A 16,629-nucleotide genomic window follows, 5' to 3' on the forward strand; every position below is an offset into this window, starting at 1 on the left:
CCGGTTCCCGTGAGGGCCTCCGGAGTGCGCATGCGAGACGAAGCGGATCCTCCCCGCGAGCGATCATGGACCCCAGGCCTGCCGCCTGGCGGCTGCTGCTCACGCTCGCCCATCCACCGACCGAAACCTTCGAGCTGATGGAGAGCCTTTTATGAGTCCAGAGACCGCGTTCCAGATCATCAACCTGGGTGTTCTTCCCTTCTGGCTGCTGCTGCTGTTCGCCCCCCGCTGGAAATGGACGCAGAAGATCGTCCAATCCGTGCTGATCGTCGCAGCCCTCGGGCTGATCCACTTCCTCACGGTGCTCAAAGCGGACTTCCCCGAGGGCACCAGCGGCATGAGCCTCCGCGCCGCCATGCTCATGTTCGATGAGCCCTGGGGCATGGTGGCGTGCTGGGCGCACTACCTCGCGTTCGATCTATTCGTCGGCGCGTGGCTCGTGCGGGATGCCATCCGGCGGAACATTCCCCACCTGGCGGTTGTCCCCTGCCTGGTGCTGACGAACATGCTCGGCCCCACGGGCTTCCTGGCGTACCTGATCCTGCGCGCCGTCCTGCGTAGGACGCTCACCTTCCAGGAAGAGGCCCCCTCGGGCCGGGTCCCCGCTCCCCAGCAGCATCTGGGCGATCGGGTGACCGCGTAACCGGCACTGCGCGTGGGGCGGATCGAAGCGGGTCCGCCCCACCCCGCGGCGTGCCTGGGCTCAGCGGGAGACGGCGTCCAGGCGCTTCTTCGTGAGCTCCAGGTACTTCGGATCCAGGTCGATGCCCGTGTAGCGGCGGCCCAGCTTCAGCGCGGCCACTCCCGAGGTGCCGCTGCCGTTGAACGGGTCCAGGATGGCCGCGTCCTCGGGCGTGCTCGCCTCGATGATGCGCTCCAGCAGCGCCACCGGCTTCTGCGTCGGGTGGCTGCCGAAGGCCTTCTCCTCGCGGCGCGGCGCAATCTGCGTCCACATGCGCCCGGAGCCATCCGCCGTCAGCTCCTCCTCGCCCGTGCGCGGCAGGTTCCACACGTCGCGCATCTGCTTGCCGCCGTTCTCCGCCTTCATCCGCGCGTAGTTGAACGTGTGCTGCAGCGTCTTCGTCTGCTTCGGCGACGCCCAGATGAGCAGCTCGGTGGAGTGCGTGAAGTACCGGCACGACAGGTTCGGGCTGGCGTTCGGCTTGTACCAGGTCACCGTGTTGAGCAGCTTGTAGCCCAGCTTCTGCATCGCGAAGCCGACGTTGAAGATGACGTGCTGGGTGCCGCTCACCCAGATCGTCCCGGTGGGCTTGAGCAAGCGCTGGCAGGACTTCAGCCACTCCATCGTGAAGGCGTGGTCCTCCTCCACCCCGCGCGACACATCCCACGCGCCCTTCTGCACCGAGGCGCGCTTGCCGCTCTTGCAGGTGAAGCCCCCGTTGGACAGGAAGTACGGCGGATCCGCGAAGATCAGATCGAACTGCTGCTCCGGGAACTGATTCATCAACTCCACGCTGTCACCCTGATACAGCCGGTACGCCTCGCCCTTGGCAAAGGGAACCAGGGAGCGCTCGGCAATCTTCAGGGCAGTGGCTTCCGCGGACATCTCGCCTCCGTGAACGTCGTTGAACGTGGCGCAATGTGCGGCGACTTGAGTGCTACGTCCAAATTTCGATCTGTAGCACTTGAAAACTTGACCGCTGAAACGCCGCGAGCAGGGCGGGAGAGCTTCCGAAGAAGCGCTCCGTCACCCTGCTCGACGGGGACTGATCAGGCTGTGATCAACAGAGAGCTAGGCCTTGGCCTCGCCCTTCTTGCCCTTCTTGCCAGCGCCCTCGGCCGGAGCGGCGGCAGCGCCCTCGCCACCCGCAGCGGCGGCAGCGGCAGCAGCCTCCTTCTCCTTGGCGGCGTTGGTGGCGGCGTACTTCTTCCGGAAGCGGTCGACGCGGCCCGCCGTGTCGAGCAGCTTGTACTTGCCGGTGAAGAAGGGGTGGCAGTTGGAGCAGATTTCCACGGCGAACGAGCCGCGCGTGGACTTCGTCTCAACGATATTGCCGCACGCGCAGGTGATGCGGGCGGGGGGATAGACCGGGTGAGTCTCTGCCTTCATGGTGACTTCTCCTACGCCTTGCCCCTCCCACCCTTGGGAGGAGGTCTGGCGATTGGGGTGGCCGGCGCTTATAACGGCGCGCCGGGTGCTACACAAGCCCGCCCACGCTTAGTGGCCGTGGCCGTCATGCCCCCCTCCTGGGGGCTCCAGCTTTTCCACCAGCTTCTGGACGGTAGGGTCGGAGGGTACATCCGTCCCCAGCTGCAGGTACGAGAGTAGATGCGTCCGGGCCGTTCCCGTTGCGCCCGCCTTCACCTGCTTCTGCAAGGCTACCCGCCTGGACTCGAAGGTAGCGACCGTCTCCTCGAGTGCCTTCTTGGCGGCCGGATCCTTTGTGGTGGCCAGGCGCTCCTTGGCCCGAGACAGGTTGGCCTCGATGTTCTTGAGGCTCTGCTCGGCCTGTCCTGCCGTGGCCAGGTCCACGAAGGCGCCCGGACCATTCACGGACAGCTCCAGGCGAGCGAGCTGGCGTCCCCGCTCTCCCGGCGGGATCAGCGTGGCCAGGCCATCCTTGGCGGCAATGCCTGGGGGACGGCCCTCGTGGGACTGGATCACGAAGTCCACGCCCTCGCCCTGCTGGGCCAGCCGCCGTGCGAGATCGTACGGTACCGCGGCGAGCACCACCACCACGTCCACCTTGTCCTTCTCGCGCAGGCGCTTGGCCTCGGCCAGCACGGCGGGAATGACGGGCTTGCCCTCGGCCCCGGGCAGAACGCCCTCGGGAGAGGCTCCCACCACGCCGAGCTTCAGCTCCCCAGCGGTGAGCACCGTGGAGGCCGGGAACGGCGCCTTGCCCTGCTTGTCCACGAGGTTCACGGACAGGACCTTCATCTTCGCGCCCTTCGCGGCGCCCTTGAGGAAGTCCAGCCCGAGCGTCAGGTCGCGCGCGCCCACGGCCATGGCCGAAGTGCCCTGCGCGTCCATCTGCTTCAGGATGAGCTCCGCGCGAGCCTTCTCGTTCGCCTCCCCGCTGCTGGTGGGGAACTTGAAGAGCGCGTTGCCCGCATCCAGGACGAGCTGCGGCATCCCGCGTCCCCGCTCCTGGTCGATCATCATCTTTCGTCTGGCCAGACCGCCAGACGGGTTGTGGATTCAACCACAGGGGGCGATTTCGCCCCCGTTGTCTCCCGTGAACAACAGGGCCAGCTTCTTGGGCGCCGCGCCGGCCACGAAAGGCACCAGCAGCAGCGCGAGGGCGGCCAGAGCCACCTGTCGCAGTCTCATTTGCTCCCCTTCTTCGGCGCCGCCGGAGCAGGTGCGGGTTTCGGCGCGGGCTTCTTCGCCTTGTCCAGCTCCGCCAGCTTCGTCTTCGCCGTCTTCGCCGCGTCCGACTTGGGGAAGGCCTTCACCAGTTCCTCCAGCGCCAGCCGCGACTCCTCCGTCATCTTCAGCTTGCCGAAGCAGTCCGAGGAGCGCAGGTACGCCTCCGGAGCCGACGGCGTCTTCGCGAAGTCCTGGATGACCTTGCCGTACTCGAAGAGCGCCTCGCGGCACTTGTTCTCCGTGTAGTACGTCTCGCCCATCCCGAAGTGCGCCTCGCCCATGAGCGGGTCCTTGGCCCACTTCTTCATCCACTCTGAGTAGAGCTGACGCGCCAGGGCCAGTTCCCCGGCCTTGGCCTTCTCCTGCGCCATCGCGAGGAACTCCTTCTTGTCCTCCGGGCGCTTGAGGGCCTCGGCCTGCTTCTTCGCCTCGGCCTCCTTCTGCGCGTCCGCGCCCTGCTGGGCCAGCTGCTTCTTCTCCGCGTCGGACAGGAGCTTGCCGAGCCCCGCCTCCAGCTCGCCAATCTTGTAGAGGTACGTCTCCACCTGCCCGCGCAGGTTGGCCAGGTCCTCCACCGTCTTCTGCAGCTGGATGCCGATGTCCGCGGTATTGCGCCGCGAGCCCTTCTCCAGGCTCTCCAGCGCCTGGGTCACCTCGGCGACCTTCTCGTCGATGCGCGGCAGCGTGGCATCGAGCTGGGCGCGGGCCTGCTTCAGTTCCTCGGCCATGCGCGCGTTGTCTGCGCTGAGCTTGTCGACCTTTGCCTCGAGCGTGCGGCCCCGGCTGGCCGGATAGAAGCAGCCCGAGAGGGCGAGCAGGGCTAGCAATGCGAGCCGTCTCATAAGGGGGCGTATCTTAAGACCAAATCCCTCGCGCGTCCGAGCCTTCTCGCACGCCCTGTTGGCCACCGAGCCTTCAGCGGGGCCGTCCCCCGCCCCCCTCCATCCGTGCGATGGCCTTCTCGCAGGCCACCCGGAGCCGGGCATGGTTGAGGAAGAACGGCGTGGGTCTCGCGCGGCCCTCCTCCAGGGAACGAAGCGCCTTGCGGTACTCGGCGGCCGCGTCAGCGAAGGACTCGCGCAGTTCCAACAGCATCGCCAGCAGGTAGCGCGCGGCGGAGAGGTCCGGATCCAGCGCCAGGCAGCGCCGCAGGTAGTCCTCGGTCTGCGAGTCCGACTCCGCCACCCCTTCGAGCACCTGGGTGAAGAGGCTGTCGGCCTCGGCGAAGAGGGGCTGCTCCTCCTGGCGCTCCTGCGACTCCGAGGGCTTCACGGTGGGGAACTGCCCGGAGGAGGGGCTTCCCCCCTGCGCCGGAGCAGCGCCCACCGAGGGAAACCGGCCCGAGTCTCGCCTCAGCTCCGTGCTGCCTCCCACCGAGGGGTACCGGCCCGAATCTCGCGGTCGTGGCTCCGAACCACCTCCCACCGAGGGGTACCGGCCCGAGTCTCGCCTCAGCTCCGAGCCGCCTCCCACCGAGGGGAACCGGCCCGAGTCTCGCTGGGGCTCGGTGCTGCCCACCGAGGGGAACCGGCCCGAGTCTCGCGACTGCGGCTCCGAGCCTCCTCCCACCGAAGGGAACCGGCCCGAGTCTCGCCTCAGCTCCGAGCCGCCTCCCACCGAGGCCAACCGGCCTGAGTCCCGCCGCGTCTCCGAGCCGCCCACCGCGGCAAATCGCCCGGACTCTTTCCGCGGCTCCGAGCCGGGCGCTGGCGGTGTCCCGGAGGGCGTCCCCGCCTCACGGGCCCAGTCTGGCGGAGGAATCTGCGGCAGGCCCCCTGTCATCGGCACCGTCTCCCGCCGGCGCTCCAGCCCCGAGACCGGCAGCTCATGGGGGAGCAGTCCCATCCCCGCCGTGCGGAAGCCCTGAGACGCGCTCATGTCCGGCGTGCGGACATAGAAGAAGGCGTGCTGGCTGCGGATGATGCGCAGGCTCGGCGGGGCGTGCAGCAGCGGCTCCGCGGCCGACAGAATCAGCGTGCCCCCTGGCGCGAGCCGCTCGGCCAGCGCGCTCACCACCCGCTCGAAGGCCTCGGGGGTGAAGTAGATGAGGACGTTGCGGCAGAAGATGACGTCGAAGCCCTCGCCCCCTCCTCCGGATGGGGTGGGGTATGGCGTCTCCATCAGGTTGTGGTGCTGGAAGATCGCCCGCTCGCGCAGCTCCGGTATCAGGATGGCGCGCGAGCCATCCGGCATGAAGTAGCGCTCGCGCAGCGAGCCCGGCAGCCTCCGCACCTGCTCCCCGGGGAAGCTCAGCGTCCGCGCCCGGTTGAGCGCCGCCTCGGAGATGTCCGTGCCCAGCACGGTGCTGCCCTGATCCGCCCGCGCCTCGTCGAGCATGATGAGCAGCGTGGCCACCTCCTCGCCCGTGGCGCAACCCGCGCTCCACACGCGCAGAGGCCGCCCCAGTGACTTCGAGACCAGCGGCTCCAGCACGTGAGCGCGGAAGTCCTGCAGCTGCACCTCGTCCCGGAACAGGTCCGTCTTGTGGACGGCCACCACGGAGATGAGCGTGGAGAGATCCGCCGCGCCCGAGGGCGACTGCAGGTGGAGCAGGTACTGTTGCTCGGAGAGTGAGCCCTGCAGCACCGTCAGCCGCTCATCCAGTCTGCGCCGCTGTGCCCCGCTCAAGGCCATGCCCGTCCGGGCCGCGATATAGGCCTGGACGAGCAATGTGGAGCGGGGAGGCGCCAAGCCGGTCACCGCCCCTGGGCGAGAGGTTCACCCCGCGTCAGCCGCACCAGCGACGTGGCCACCTCGTCCCCATGGACCAGGTGATCCACCGCGTTGCGCTCCACGGCCGCCCCGGGCATGCCGAACACCACACAGGACTCCTCGTTCTGAGCCACGGTGACACCGCCGGCCTGCTTGATGGCGAGCATGCCCGCCGCCCCGTCCTCGCCCATGCCGGTGAGGATGACGCCCAGCGCTCGCCGCCCGTACGCCTTGGCCACGCTCTCCAGCAGCACCGTGGCCGACGGCATGTGCCCGTCCCGCTCCACGCCCGGCTTGAGCGCCACGCGCCCTCGGAACGGAATCACCATGTGCATGCCGGGCGGAGCAATCAGCACGTGCCCCGGCATCAGCAGCTCGCCGTCCTGCGCCAGTCGAACCTTCAGCTTCGAGGAGTTGGCCAGCCACCCCGCCAGCGACTCGGCGAACGCGGCGTTGATGTGCTGGACGATGGCGATGGGCGCCGGGAAGTCCGCGGGCAGCTCGGAGATCATCCGCTGGAGGATCTGTGGCCCCCCCGTGGACGCGCCCACTGCCACCATGCCCACGCTGGCCGGAAGGACCGAGGGCAGGGTCTCCGGCTTGAAGGCCGGTGTAATCCGCTTGGGCCCTCGCAGGTGGCGGATGACGCGCACCGAGGACAGCAGCTTCAGCTCCTTGGCCAGGTTCCACGCCTCGAGCCCATCGTCGATGGACGGCTTCACGCGCAGGCCCAGCGCGCCGAGCTCCAGCGCGCGGCACGTCAGCTCCGGAGCCTGGCTGCGCGGGTCCGCGGTCAGCACCAGGATGGGCGTGGGGCACTCGGCCATGATGTGCTCCACGGCCGTGAGCCCATCCATCACCGGCATGTCCACATCCATGGTGATGACGTTCGGGCGCAGCTCCTTGACGCGAGCCACCGCCTCCTTGCCATCAGCGCACGTGGCGACGACCTGGAGATCCGGGTCCTGCCCCAGTGCTTCGCAGATGAGCTGTCGGCAGATGAGCGAGTCATCGACCACCAGCACCGACACTTTCTTGCCCATTACCTGTGCATACCCCGTGCGCGCCCTCAGGAGTATACCCAATGGCTCCCGGTGTCCTTAGGGCGGCCTTTACCCCAACAAGCGCTTCACGACATCCACCAGATCCTGGCGCACCAAATCTCCCTTGGTGATGTAACCGTCCGCCCCCACCGCCAACCCCTTCTTCCGGTCTTCCTCCCCTCCACGGGTAGTGAGAATAATGACTGGGAGTCGGTTAAGGGTGTCATGGCCCTTGATCTGGCGGGTGAGCTCCAGTCCGTCCAGGCCGGGCATCTCCAAGTCAGTGACGACCAGGTCCACCTGGGTGGTGGAGAGCAGGTGGATGGCCTCGGCGCCGTCCGCGGCGGAGATGGTGTCATACCCGACCGCCTCCAGGAGCGCGGCGATGAGCTCGCGGGTGAGGGGTGAGTCATCCACGACCATGATGCGGCGGCGGTGGACCTCCTGGGCCCGCTCGGAGGTGCGGGGCAGACGGGCCGTCAGGGAGCCATAGGCACCTGCGGTGAGGTAGGCGGCGGCGAGCACCATGGCCAACCGGCCGTCCGCCAGGGTGGTGGCACCGCTGAGGTGCCCGAACCGGCCCAGCAGGCCTCTCAGGGGAAGGATCGCCTGGACACGCTCCTCCAGCACGCGCTCCACGGCCAGCGCGGCGGTGGCGCCCTGGCTGCGGACCACGAGCACCAGCGTGCCATCCGTGGGAGGCCGCTCGGGGGCCAGCCCCAGCAGGCTCGAGAGGTGGCAGAAGGGCAGCACCCGGCCGTCCACGTTCAGCGCCGGCCGCCCGGCCAGCTCCGTCATGGCCGACAGGTCCAGCTTCACGGCCCGGGAGACATGGGTGGCGCTCAGCGCCAGCGTCTCGTCCCCCGCCTTCACGAAGAGCAGCGGCGCCACCGTGAGGGACACGGGGACGCGAATCTCGAAGATGGTGCCCCAGCCGGGCGCGGACTCGACGCCCACATCTCCGCCCAGCAGCTGCACCGCGCTGCGCACGGCGTCCAGCCCCACGCCGCGGCCGGAGATGTGCGTGGCCACCTCGCGCGAGGAGAAGCCGGAGAGGAAGATGAGGTCTCTCGCCTGGCCCTCGGTGAGCGACGTGGCGGTCATCTCATCCAGGAAGCCCCGGCGCACCGCCACCTTGCGCAGCATGGCCGTGTCCAGGCCCACGCCGTCATCCTCTACCCGGAGGACGATGCGGTTACCCTCGCGCGAGGCGCGCAGCGTGAGGCAGCCCTTGGGGCGCTTGCCCGCAGCCACGCGGTCCACCCGGCTCTCCAGGCCGTGATCCAGCGCGTTGCGGATGAGGTGCAGGAGCGGCTCGCGCAGGGCCTCCACCACGGCGCGGTCGGCGCGGGTGTCCTCGCCGTCCATCACCAGATCCACTTCCTTGCCCAGCTCGCGGGCCAGATCGCGCACCACCCGGGGGTAGGGCTCGAAGAGGACCGACAGCGGCAGCATGCGGACCCGCTGCACCTCCTCCACCACCTGCCCCAGGTCCCTCAGCTCCTCGTTGGCGAGCAGCTTGGCCTCGCGGTGCAGCGCCGCGGCCAGGTCCTTGGCCTTGTTCAGCTTCGCTGCGAACGCCGAGCCCGCCGGGCCCAGGTCCTCGGCCTCGCGGGCCAGCTGCGCCAGCTCCCGGGCCAGCCCGAGGCGGCGGCCATTGGCCAGCTCCCGCCGCCGCGCCACCTGCGTGAGGTTGGTGGCGGCACTGGTGAGCAGATCCAGGCTGGAGACATCGATACGAACCGACCTGTCCGCGCGCGGCTCCGGCCTCGCGGGCTGAACGGAAGGGCCCTGCGCGGCAGAGGAAGCGGCCGCGCCGGGACCGCTGAGCGGAGGCCCGGACCGGACCGGCGCCTGGGGCGACAGGTTCGGGGCCAGCGGGCGCATTGGCTGAGACTGGCCGCCCGGCGACACAGACGCCGTGCCTCCCGAGGGAGTCGCCCCGGGGTTACCGGCCCTGGATGCCGAACCCGCCCCAGTGGCTCCGGACGCAGCGCCCTGGAGCGCCGCGGTGGGCAAGGGAATCGGCGTGAAGAAGCGGGGGGCGGGCACCGGCTGGCTCGGCGCGGAGGGCGGCGAGGCGTGCTGCGAAGCCGCGGAGGCCGTTCCCGGAGCGGGAGTTTGCGCCGGGGTGGAGGCCGGCTTCGGAACCGCGGGGAGGACCACCGGGTCGGGAACGGAGCTCCCATGCTGGGACTGCTCGCTCTTGGTGCGCTCCCGCAGCCACGTCACGAGCTTCTCCACCTCGGGGGCATCGTCGGACGCCACCAGGCCGGAGAGGATCATCACCGCGTCCGCGGACTTGAGGAGCGCGTCAGCGGAGTCATGGGACATCGAGTAGGAAACAGGCTCACTGGATTTGACGAGCTCCTCCATCTCGTGGACGAGCACGTTGATGCTGTCGAAGCCCATCATCCGGGCCTCGCCCTTGAGGCCGTGGAGCTCGCGAAGCGCCTTGCGCCCCGTCTCCACGTTGCCTCCGGAATCCAGCTCCACGATGGCGCGGTTGATGCGCTCCAGGCGCACCCCGACCAGGTCGCGGAACTGCTTGAGCAGACGATCCCGCGGTGTCACCCGTCACTCCTCGGGGGCGGCACCTGGCTGAGGTTGATCTGGAAGCGCTCCACCACGTTGCGAAGATCCAGCGCGAGCACCAGCAGATCACCGTTGGCCGTGCTCACCTGCTTGGTGGCGTTCAGGCTCTGCTGGGTGATGCGGAGGATGTCCGCCATGGTGTCCGCGAGCTGATCGGTACCGGTCTGCTGCTGCTGGGTGGCCAGCGAGATGGAGCGCACCGCGTCCGACGTCTGGCCGGCCAGATCGAGGATCTGCTTGAGGGACTCGGAGACCTGCTGCGCCAGCGAGGTGCCCGTGTCCGTGGCGCGCACGCCGCCCTCCGTGGCCGCTACCGCGGCACGCGAGGCCTCGCGCACCTCCTCGATGAGGCCTTCGATCTCCTTGGTGGACTCCAGCACGTTCTCCGCGAGGCGGCGCATCTCCGCGGCCACCAGCGAGAAGCCCCGGCCCACCTCGCCCGCCTTGGTGCCCTCCAGCTCGGCGTTGAGCGCCAGCAGGTCCGACTTGTCGGCCACGCCGTTGATGAACTCGACGATCTTGCCGATCTGCTGCACGCGCTTGTTGAGCCGGGTCACCGCCGAGGCGATGGCCTGGTTGTCGTTGCGCATGCGGCTCATGGAGGCCAGGAAGGCCTCGGCGCTGCCCTGCCCGCCCTGGGCCGCCGCGAGCGTGCGCTGGGCGATCTCCGCCACCGAGCCCGCGTTCTCCGCGATCTGCCGCGCGCTCCGCGCCAGTTCTTCCGTGGTGGCGCTCGTCTCATCCAGCGAGCTGGCCTGCTCGGCGGCGCCCGCCTCGTAGCGGCCCGAGGTGCTGAGGATCTCCTCCGTGGTGGCGCTGATCTGCGCGCCCGCGCGCTGAAGCTGCGAGAGCACGTCCGCCAGGTGCGCCCGCATCATCGCGAAGGCCGCTGAGACGGCCCACACCTCATCCTCGGCGGGGATCAGCCGGGGCGAGGCCAGGTTGCCGTCCGCGATGCGCCGCGCCTCCTCGGCGAGCTGGCGGATGGGACGTCCCACCAGCGTACCGCCCAGGTACGCGGTGGTGAGCGCCAGCCCGAACACGAGCAAGCACAGCGCCCCGCCATAGATGAGGGCTTCCTCGCGCAGCTCCTTCACCCGCACCAACTGCTCCTCCTGGGGCGTGGCCAGCACCTCCGCATAGGTGCGCTCCGCCAGCGAGGAGGCGAGGTTGGAGGTGAGCAGCGCGGGCGTCACCACGGCGATGGCGGTGAAGAGCACCAGCCGCACGCGGATCTGCGCACGCCGGGGCAGCGCGGCGATGAGCTGCGAGTGGCTCAACCCGAGCTCGCTCAGCCACAGCACCACCTGGCGGGCCCTCAGGGTGACCATGCAATGGACGAGCAGCGCGGTGATGGGGCCAAAGAGGAACCCCAGACCGGCCGCGCTCAAGCCCAACCGCCAGCCGGCATGGCTCCCCGTGGCCAACACAACGCCCAGCACCGACGTGCTGAGCAGCCACATGGCCAGCGACTTGACGAACGTCGTGTCCGCGGCGCGGGTGGCCTCCACCGCAGCCAGGGACAGGTTCTCCGGGGTGGGGGCCACATCGCCACGCTCCAGGCCGCGCAACACCCGGACGCTCCTCATCAACATCGCGCCGCCCGCAACCGAGGCGGCCGCACAAGCCAGCACGCCAGCCCACATCACCCAGGCGAAGGAGCCGTCCAGCTGGTCCTTCAGCGTGAGCGCGGCGTAGTAGGAGGCCAGCCCCGCCCCGATGAGGTTGCCCACGGGGACGGGGACCGCAAGGTGCCGGCTGAACGAGGCGCGCCGGGAAGTGCCGCTCGTGCTCATCGGCTAGCCCTCTCTCCCGGCCAGCTGGAAGCGCTCCACCACCAACTTGAGGTCGCGCGCCAGCGTGGACAGATCGCTGTTGGCCGCCACCATCTGCTTGGTGGCCGAGGCGTTCTGCTCGGTGACGCGAAGAATGTCGCCCATGGCGGCGGCCAGCTGGTCGGTGCCCGTCTGCTGCTGCTGGGTGGCCAGCGAGATGGAGCGCACCGCGTGCGAGGTCTGCCGCGCCAGCTCGAGGATGAGGCTGAGGCTCTCGTCCACCTGCGCGGCCAGCAGCGTGCCCGCGTCCGTCGTCTTCAACCCCGCCTCCGTGGCCATCACCGCCGCGTGCGTCGCATCGCGGATCTCTTCAATCAGCTGCTCGATGGTGCGCGTGGAGCGGATGACGTTCTCCGCCAGGCGGCGCATCTCCGCGGCCACCAGCGAGAAGCCCCGGCCCACCTCACCGGCCTTGGTGCCCTCCAGCTCCGCGTTGAGCGCCAGCAGGTCCGACTTGTCGGCGATCTCGTTGATGAACTCGACCACCTTGCCGATCTGCTGCACGCGCTTGTTGAGCCGCACCACCGCGTCCGCGATGGACTGGTTGTCCTCCTTCATCCGCTGCATGGCGGTGAGGAAGGCGGCGGCGTTGCGCTGGCCATTCTGGGCCGCGGCGAAGGTGCGCTCGGCGATGCCCGCCACGGAATCCGAGTTGCCGGCGATCTGCTGCGCGCTCCGGGCCAGCTCCTCCGTGGTGGCGCTCGTCTCATTGAGGGAGCTGGACTGCTCGTCCGCGCCCGACTCCTGCTCCGTGGAGGTGGCCACCAGCTGCTCGGTGGTGCTGGAGATCTGCATGCCCGCGCGCCGCATCTGCGCCAGCGCCTGCCCCAACTGGGCCTGCATCTGCACGAAGGCGGCCGAAGCGGCCCACACCTCATCCTCCGCGGGGATGACGCGCGGCGGCCGCAGGTCTCCCTTCGCGATGCGCGTGGCGTCCTCGGTGATGGCGCGCAGCGGCTCGGACAGGGCGGAGCCGGCCGCATACGCGGTGCCCAGCACCAGCAGGATGACGAAGCCCGACAGCAGCCCCAGCGCCAGGTTGTGCTCGCTCCGGGCCCGCGCCACCACGGCCGCCTGCGCCTCCGGGCTCTGGGCCTGGAGGATCTCGTCCATCACCCGTACCGCCCGGGAGATGGACACATCCAGGATGAAGAAGGAGGGGCACAGCACCGCGATGGCGGTGAAGGTCAGCAACCGGCGGCGCAGCTTCTGCCGCCGGGGAGGCACCGCTTCGATGAACTCCAGCGCGGACAAACCCTCGTTGGCGATGCGATCGGCCGCCGTGCGGCTGCGGCGCATCACCAGCAGGTGGACGAGCAGCGCGCTCAGGGGCCCCAGCGCCATCACCACCAGGGCGATGCGCAGGCTCACGTTCCACGGCTCGTTCACCAGGGGCGGGAAGGCCAGGGCCACCAGCAGCGAGCCACCGCACCAGCCCAGCAGCGTGAACCAGAAGCAGCGCTCCGGCATGGCGCGCGCTTCCTGCAGCGCCTGGCGCAGGTTGTCCGGCGTGGCGGGCACCTTGCCCTTCCCCACCGCCCAGAGCGTGCGCAGCGCGCGCCGCTCGAGGATGCGCGACAGCCCCAGCGCCAGCGCCACCGCCAGCGCCACCAGGAAGAAGTAGGCGCGCCACGCGCCCGCGGGCGGCGTGTACTCCAGTTGCCCATAGGACAGCCCGAGCACCAGCCCCAGCCCACCGACGAGCCACGAGGGCCGCGTCAGCCACTGCGCCAGCCCTTGGATTCCCGTGGGCGTGCTCATGCGGCCTCCCGGGCAGCATCCGACAGGAAGTGCTCGAACTCCACCAGCCGCACCAGCGGCCAGAGCTCCCCTCGCACGGCGATGAAGCCAATCAGACACCCACCCGCCACGCGCTCCAGCACCCGAGGCGCGGGCAGCACGCGGTGCACCTCCGCGTCGATCTCCAGCGTGTCCACTCCCACCGTCTCTCCCGAGGGCGCCAGCAGCACGCGCGAGGCCCCCGCCGGCAGCCCGAAGGCCTGGCTCGCCGAGCGCGAGCGCCCCGCGTGCAGAGAGGGCACGTCAATGACGGCGACATCCACCGCCGGGAAGGCGATGCGGTGTGGCCCGGCATGGCACAAGAGCGTGCCGCTGACCTGAAGCCCCTGCATGGCTCAGGCTCCCTGGCTGAGGTGATCGAAGAGCCCGTCGGTATCAATCACCGCCACATCCCGCTGGGCACCCTTGGCCGGGCCGCGCAGGTGCACGTGCACGCCACTGGAGCCCAACGGCTCCAGGCTGCCGGACACCAGGGACACACCGGCCACCGTGCTCGCCGTCAACGCCAGCGAGCCCCGGGGCAGCCGGACGAGCACCGCGCGCTTGGTGGACTGGCTGCCGGTTCCCACCAGCAGCCCCATGTCCACCACGGGGATCACCTCACCCCGGTGCGCGAAGACGCCCAGCAAATAGGCAGGAGCCCCCGGCACCCGCGTGAGCTCCGGGAAGGTAACCACCTCCGCCGCGCTCTCCGCAGGCACCGCGTACCAGCTGCTCCCACATGCAAACACAAGGTAGGATTGTCGCCCTTCAGACTCAGAGACGGCCATCGGGCGACAGCCTACCTCAGATCAACGGCGAAACTCGACGCGGCGGTTCTGGCTCCACGCTTCCTCGTCTGAGGCCTGGTTAAGCGGGCGAGTCTCGCCGTAGCCCACGGTGTCCAGGCTCTTGGAGGGGATGCCCAGGTCGACCAGGTAGCGCTTGACCGAGGCGGCGCGGCGGTTGGAGAGCTGGAGGTTGTACTCCTCGGTGCCGCGATCGTCCGCGTGGCCCTCCAGGGTGATCTTCCCGGAGGCCTTGGTGGACTTGATGCAGTCGGCCAGCTCGGACAGGCGGCTCTGGCCCTCGGAGCTCAGCGTGGCCTCATTGAAGCCGAAGCGGATGGGCTCCCAGTTGCACTGCTTGGGGCCACCGGCCACGCACTGGCCGGCCTTGCACTCCTGGCCCTCGCCGCAGTCGGCGCTGGAGGAGCAGGTGTTCTGCGGCGCCTGGCAGCGGCCGCGCTCGCACTTGCTGCCGGAGGGGCACTGGGTGTCGCCCTTGCACTGGGCTGGGGCGCACTTGCCCGCCTCGCAGATGCGGCCATCACCGCACGCGGTGTCGGTGGTGCACTCGGGGGCCTTGGGGACGCACTTGTTGGCCTGGCAGGAGAAGCCTTCCTTGCAGTTGGCATCGGTGGCGCACTCCTGGCACTGCCCCTGGACGCAGACCTCGCCGTGGGACTGGCACGCCTCGTCGTTGTCGCAGTTGGGGTAGGGCTTGGGGCAGCCCGTCATGAACGCCATGGCGAGAGCGAGCCCTGCCACCATCGAAATCCTACGCATCGTTCCCTCCGAAATCCGTCGAATGAGTGCCCGTCCTGGGACGGGACGCCGCGCTCGCGTCTAGACCCAAGGAGGCAAGTGAGTCAACGCAATTGGGTCAACAGAGGGGGAGGCTTTTGGCTTCTGTTCCGTCGACGGGAAAACCTTGAATCACCTCATTCATTTCGGAACAGTTCCCCGGGTCCGCATGGCCGCGTCTTCCTCCCCTTCGTTCGAGCCCCTACCTTCGACACGGGGGCAGGTGCTGGCCGGGCTGTGGCTGTTGCTGGTGGCCACGCTGCTGTTCCGCCTGCCGGCGCTGCTCAACGCGCGCGGGGTGCACTCGGATGCGGCGGTGGTGGGGCTTCAGGCGCGCCACATGCTCCAAGGGGAAGGGTCCTGGTTCCTCTGGGGCGCGGGCTACCAGGGCTCGTTCGATGCCCTCATCACGGCGCTGGCCTTCCAGGTGGCGGGCTCCTCCCCTCTGGTGCTGATGCTGGTGCCGCTGGCGGGCCACGTGCTGGTGGAGGTGCTCACCTTCGACATCCTCCAGAAGCGGGTGGGAGCGGCGCTGGGGCTGGTGGCCACCCTGCCCGTGGTCTTCACGCCCCAGGCCATCAGCGCGGTGGTGCTCTATGCCCCGCGCCAGTGGAGCATCACCTGCATCTTCGTGGGGCTGTGGCTGCTGGATGGGGCGGCTGCCTCTGAGCGCCCGCTGCGGCGCTACGCCCTGGGCGCGCTCATGGGGCCGCTGGCGCTCTACCTGGATCTGTACACGCTGCAGCTCATGCCCGCCTTTGGCATCTTCGCGCTCGCGTGCTGCGTGGATGCGTGGCCGGGGCTGGCGGGCGGGGCGCGGCGGCTGGCAGCCACCGTGGCGGGTGGAGCGGTGGGGTGGCTCAGCCTCCAGTGGCTGCGGCAGCACGCGGGGGCCTCGGCCTCCACGACGCACCTCTCCCTCGAGCCGCTGGAGCGCAATGCCCGCCTGCTGTGGGACACCTGTCTGCCCTGGGTGCTGGGCTACGGCGTCTACGTACCAGGCCACCACCTCTATCCGGACCGCTGGGAGGCCCCCCTGCCCTTCGCCCTCGTCCAGAAGGTCGGGGCGGGGCTGCTCGTGCTGGGAATCATCGTCGGCGGGCTCTCGCTGTTCTTCCGGCGGCTGCCCTGGGGCGCGCGACGGCTGGGGCTCCTCGGAGCAGCGGTGAGCGGGGCGGCCGTGGGTGGCTTTCTGGTGTCCTCGATGCCCGCAGACATGTGGTCGGCGCGGTACCTGGCGCCCATCGTCTGGTTCGCCCCCTTCGCGCTGGCCCCGGCGGCCCTCTGGCTGAGAACCCGCCGCTTCACCTGGGCGATGACTCCGTACGTCCTCAGTGCGGCCGTGGGTGGATGGCTGAGCTACGGGCTGTACGTGGACGGCCCACTGCCCCGGCTCGATGCGCGAGGGGTGGCCCAGGAGGAGATGGAGGTGGCGCGGGTGCTGCGGGAGAAGGGCGTCACGGCGGGCGGGGCGCACTACTGGCTCGCGTACCGGCTCACCTTTCTCTTCGAGGAGAACCCGGTCCTCATACCGCTCGAGCCCGCCGAGGACCGCTACCCTCCCTACCGGGAAGCGTTCGACCGGGCGAAGAAGGTGGCCTTCGTCTTCCACCCCTCCGAGCCCCGGGCGCAGCCGGAGTACCTCGAGAGCTTCCTCCGGAGCATCCACGCCCGCTACGAGCGGCTCGAGGTGGCGGGCTTCACGGTCCTCATCCACACCCGCTGAGCCGGGAGCGTTCGGCCGC

14 protein-coding genes and 1 pseudogene are annotated in these 16,629 nt (G+C 69.5%); 2 read left to right on the forward strand and 13 right to left on the reverse strand.

Going from position 1 to position 16,629, the window contains the following annotated elements:
- The first annotated feature begins 151 nt into the window (after nucleotides 1–151).
- Complete coding sequence (locus DB31_RS02775; RefSeq protein WP_044181514.1) at nucleotides 152–643, forward strand: ABA4-like family protein; 492 nt, start codon at nucleotides 152–154, stop codon at nucleotides 641–643.
- A gap of 60 nt (nucleotides 644–703) precedes the next feature.
- On the opposite strand, the gene DB31_RS02780 is transcribed toward DB31_RS02775, so the two are convergent.
- From DB31_RS02780 to DB31_RS02835, 13 genes and pseudogenes are all read right to left on the reverse strand, one after another.
- Entirely contained in the window at nucleotides 704–1,567 is an 864-nt protein-coding gene (locus DB31_RS02780) for a DNA-methyltransferase (RefSeq protein ID WP_044181516.1), read from the reverse strand.
- Nucleotides 1,568–1,855: 288 nt separating this feature from the next.
- A pseudogene (gene rpmE, locus DB31_RS50250) lies at nucleotides 1,856–2,071 on the reverse strand (50S ribosomal protein L31); the annotation flags it as partial.
- 108 nt (nucleotides 2,072–2,179) lie between these two features.
- Nucleotides 2,180–3,097, reverse strand: a complete 918-nt coding sequence (locus tag DB31_RS02790; protein ID WP_044182291.1) for a metallophosphoesterase family protein — start codon at nucleotides 3,095–3,097, stop codon at nucleotides 2,180–2,182.
- A gap of 66 nt (nucleotides 3,098–3,163) precedes the next feature.
- Nucleotides 3,164–3,295 carry a hypothetical protein gene (locus DB31_RS51165; RefSeq protein WP_276203600.1) on the reverse strand — a complete coding sequence of 44 codons (132 nt, stop codon included), beginning with the start codon at nucleotides 3,293–3,295 and terminating at the stop codon, nucleotides 3,164–3,166.
- A complete protein-coding gene (locus DB31_RS02795; protein ID WP_157231760.1) occupies nucleotides 3,292–4,176 on the reverse strand; it encodes a tol-pal system YbgF family protein in 885 nt (294 codons plus the stop codon). The genes DB31_RS51165 and DB31_RS02795 overlap by 4 nt, the downstream gene beginning before the upstream one ends.
- Nucleotides 4,177–4,249: 73 nt before the next feature.
- On the reverse strand, nucleotides 4,250–6,025 hold the full coding sequence (locus DB31_RS02800) for a CheR family methyltransferase (protein ID WP_044182293.1): 1,776 nt from the start codon (nucleotides 6,023–6,025) through the stop codon (nucleotides 4,250–4,252).
- A 5-nt stretch (nucleotides 6,026–6,030) separates the two neighbouring features.
- Complete coding sequence (cheB, locus tag DB31_RS02805) at nucleotides 6,031–7,089, reverse strand: chemotaxis-specific protein-glutamate methyltransferase CheB (protein WP_044181522.1); 1,059 nt, start codon at nucleotides 7,087–7,089, stop codon at nucleotides 6,031–6,033.
- A 69-nt stretch (nucleotides 7,090–7,158) separates the two neighbouring features.
- A complete protein-coding gene (locus tag DB31_RS02810; protein WP_044181524.1) occupies nucleotides 7,159–9,663 on the reverse strand; it encodes a hybrid sensor histidine kinase/response regulator in 2,505 nt (834 codons plus the stop codon).
- Nucleotides 9,660–11,480 carry a methyl-accepting chemotaxis protein gene (locus tag DB31_RS02815; RefSeq protein ID WP_044181527.1) on the reverse strand — a complete coding sequence of 607 codons (1,821 nt, stop codon included), beginning with the start codon at nucleotides 11,478–11,480 and terminating at the stop codon, nucleotides 9,660–9,662. Before DB31_RS02815 ends, DB31_RS02810 begins: the two co-directional genes overlap by 4 nt.
- 3 nt (nucleotides 11,481–11,483) lie before the next feature.
- On the reverse strand, nucleotides 11,484–13,280 hold the full coding sequence (locus tag DB31_RS02820; RefSeq protein ID WP_044181529.1) for a methyl-accepting chemotaxis protein: 1,797 nt from the start codon (nucleotides 13,278–13,280) through the stop codon (nucleotides 11,484–11,486).
- Nucleotides 13,277–13,651, reverse strand: a complete 375-nt coding sequence (locus DB31_RS02825; protein WP_044181532.1) for a hypothetical protein — start codon at nucleotides 13,649–13,651, stop codon at nucleotides 13,277–13,279. Before DB31_RS02825 ends, DB31_RS02820 begins: the two co-directional genes overlap by 4 nt.
- A gap of 3 nt (nucleotides 13,652–13,654) precedes the next feature.
- Nucleotides 13,655–14,089 (reverse strand): chemotaxis protein CheW, encoded by a 435-nt coding sequence (locus tag DB31_RS02830; RefSeq protein ID WP_044181534.1) that lies wholly within the window; start codon nucleotides 14,087–14,089, stop codon nucleotides 13,655–13,657.
- A 21-nt stretch (nucleotides 14,090–14,110) separates the two neighbouring features.
- Nucleotides 14,111–14,866 carry an OmpA family protein gene (locus DB31_RS02835; RefSeq protein WP_044181536.1) on the reverse strand — a complete coding sequence of 252 codons (756 nt, stop codon included), beginning with the start codon at nucleotides 14,864–14,866 and terminating at the stop codon, nucleotides 14,111–14,113.
- 187 nt (nucleotides 14,867–15,053) lie between these two features.
- Here DB31_RS02835 and DB31_RS02840 point away from each other — a divergent pair, with 187 nt between their 5' ends.
- Nucleotides 15,054–16,610, forward strand: a complete 1,557-nt coding sequence (locus DB31_RS02840; protein WP_157231762.1) for a hypothetical protein — start codon at nucleotides 15,054–15,056, stop codon at nucleotides 16,608–16,610.
- Nucleotides 16,611–16,629: the final 19 nt, after the last annotated feature.

The sequence above is a fragment of the Hyalangium minutum genome (assembly GCF_000737315.1).
Lineage (GTDB): Bacteria > Myxococcota > Myxococcia > Myxococcales > Myxococcaceae > Hyalangium > Hyalangium minutum.

What these genes read in the sequence shown, in the direction of transcription:
- cheB (WP_044181522.1), bottom strand. Translation starts at nt 7,089, where the DNA reads ATGGGCAAGAAAGTGTCGGTGCTGGTGGTCGATGACTCGCTCATCTGC.
- DB31_RS02840 (WP_157231762.1), top strand. Translation starts at nt 15,054, where the DNA reads ATGGCCGCGTCTTCCTCCCCTTCGTTCGAGCCCCTACCTTCGACACGG.
- DB31_RS02815 (WP_044181527.1), bottom strand. Translation starts at nt 11,480, where the DNA reads ATGAGCACGAGCGGCACTTCCCGGCGCGCCTCGTTCAGCCGGCACCTT.
- DB31_RS02795 (WP_157231760.1), bottom strand. Translation starts at nt 4,176, where the DNA reads ATGAGACGGCTCGCATTGCTAGCCCTGCTCGCCCTCTCGGGCTGCTTC.
- DB31_RS51165 (WP_276203600.1), bottom strand. Translation starts at nt 3,295, where the DNA reads ATGAGACTGCGACAGGTGGCTCTGGCCGCCCTCGCGCTGCTGCTGGTG.
- DB31_RS02820 (WP_044181529.1), bottom strand. Translation starts at nt 13,280, where the DNA reads ATGAGCACGCCCACGGGAATCCAAGGGCTGGCGCAGTGGCTGACGCGG.
- DB31_RS02775 (WP_044181514.1), top strand. Translation starts at nt 152, where the DNA reads ATGAGTCCAGAGACCGCGTTCCAGATCATCAACCTGGGTGTTCTTCCC.
- DB31_RS02780 (WP_044181516.1), bottom strand. Translation starts at nt 1,567, where the DNA reads ATGTCCGCGGAAGCCACTGCCCTGAAGATTGCCGAGCGCTCCCTGGTT.
- DB31_RS02825 (WP_044181532.1), bottom strand. Translation starts at nt 13,651, where the DNA reads ATGCAGGGGCTTCAGGTCAGCGGCACGCTCTTGTGCCATGCCGGGCCA.
- DB31_RS02835 (WP_044181536.1), bottom strand. Translation starts at nt 14,866, where the DNA reads ATGCGTAGGATTTCGATGGTGGCAGGGCTCGCTCTCGCCATGGCGTTC.
- DB31_RS02790 (WP_044182291.1), bottom strand. Translation starts at nt 3,097, where the DNA reads ATGCCGCAGCTCGTCCTGGATGCGGGCAACGCGCTCTTCAAGTTCCCC.
- DB31_RS02830 (WP_044181534.1), bottom strand. Translation starts at nt 14,089, where the DNA reads ATGGCCGTCTCTGAGTCTGAAGGGCGACAATCCTACCTTGTGTTTGCA.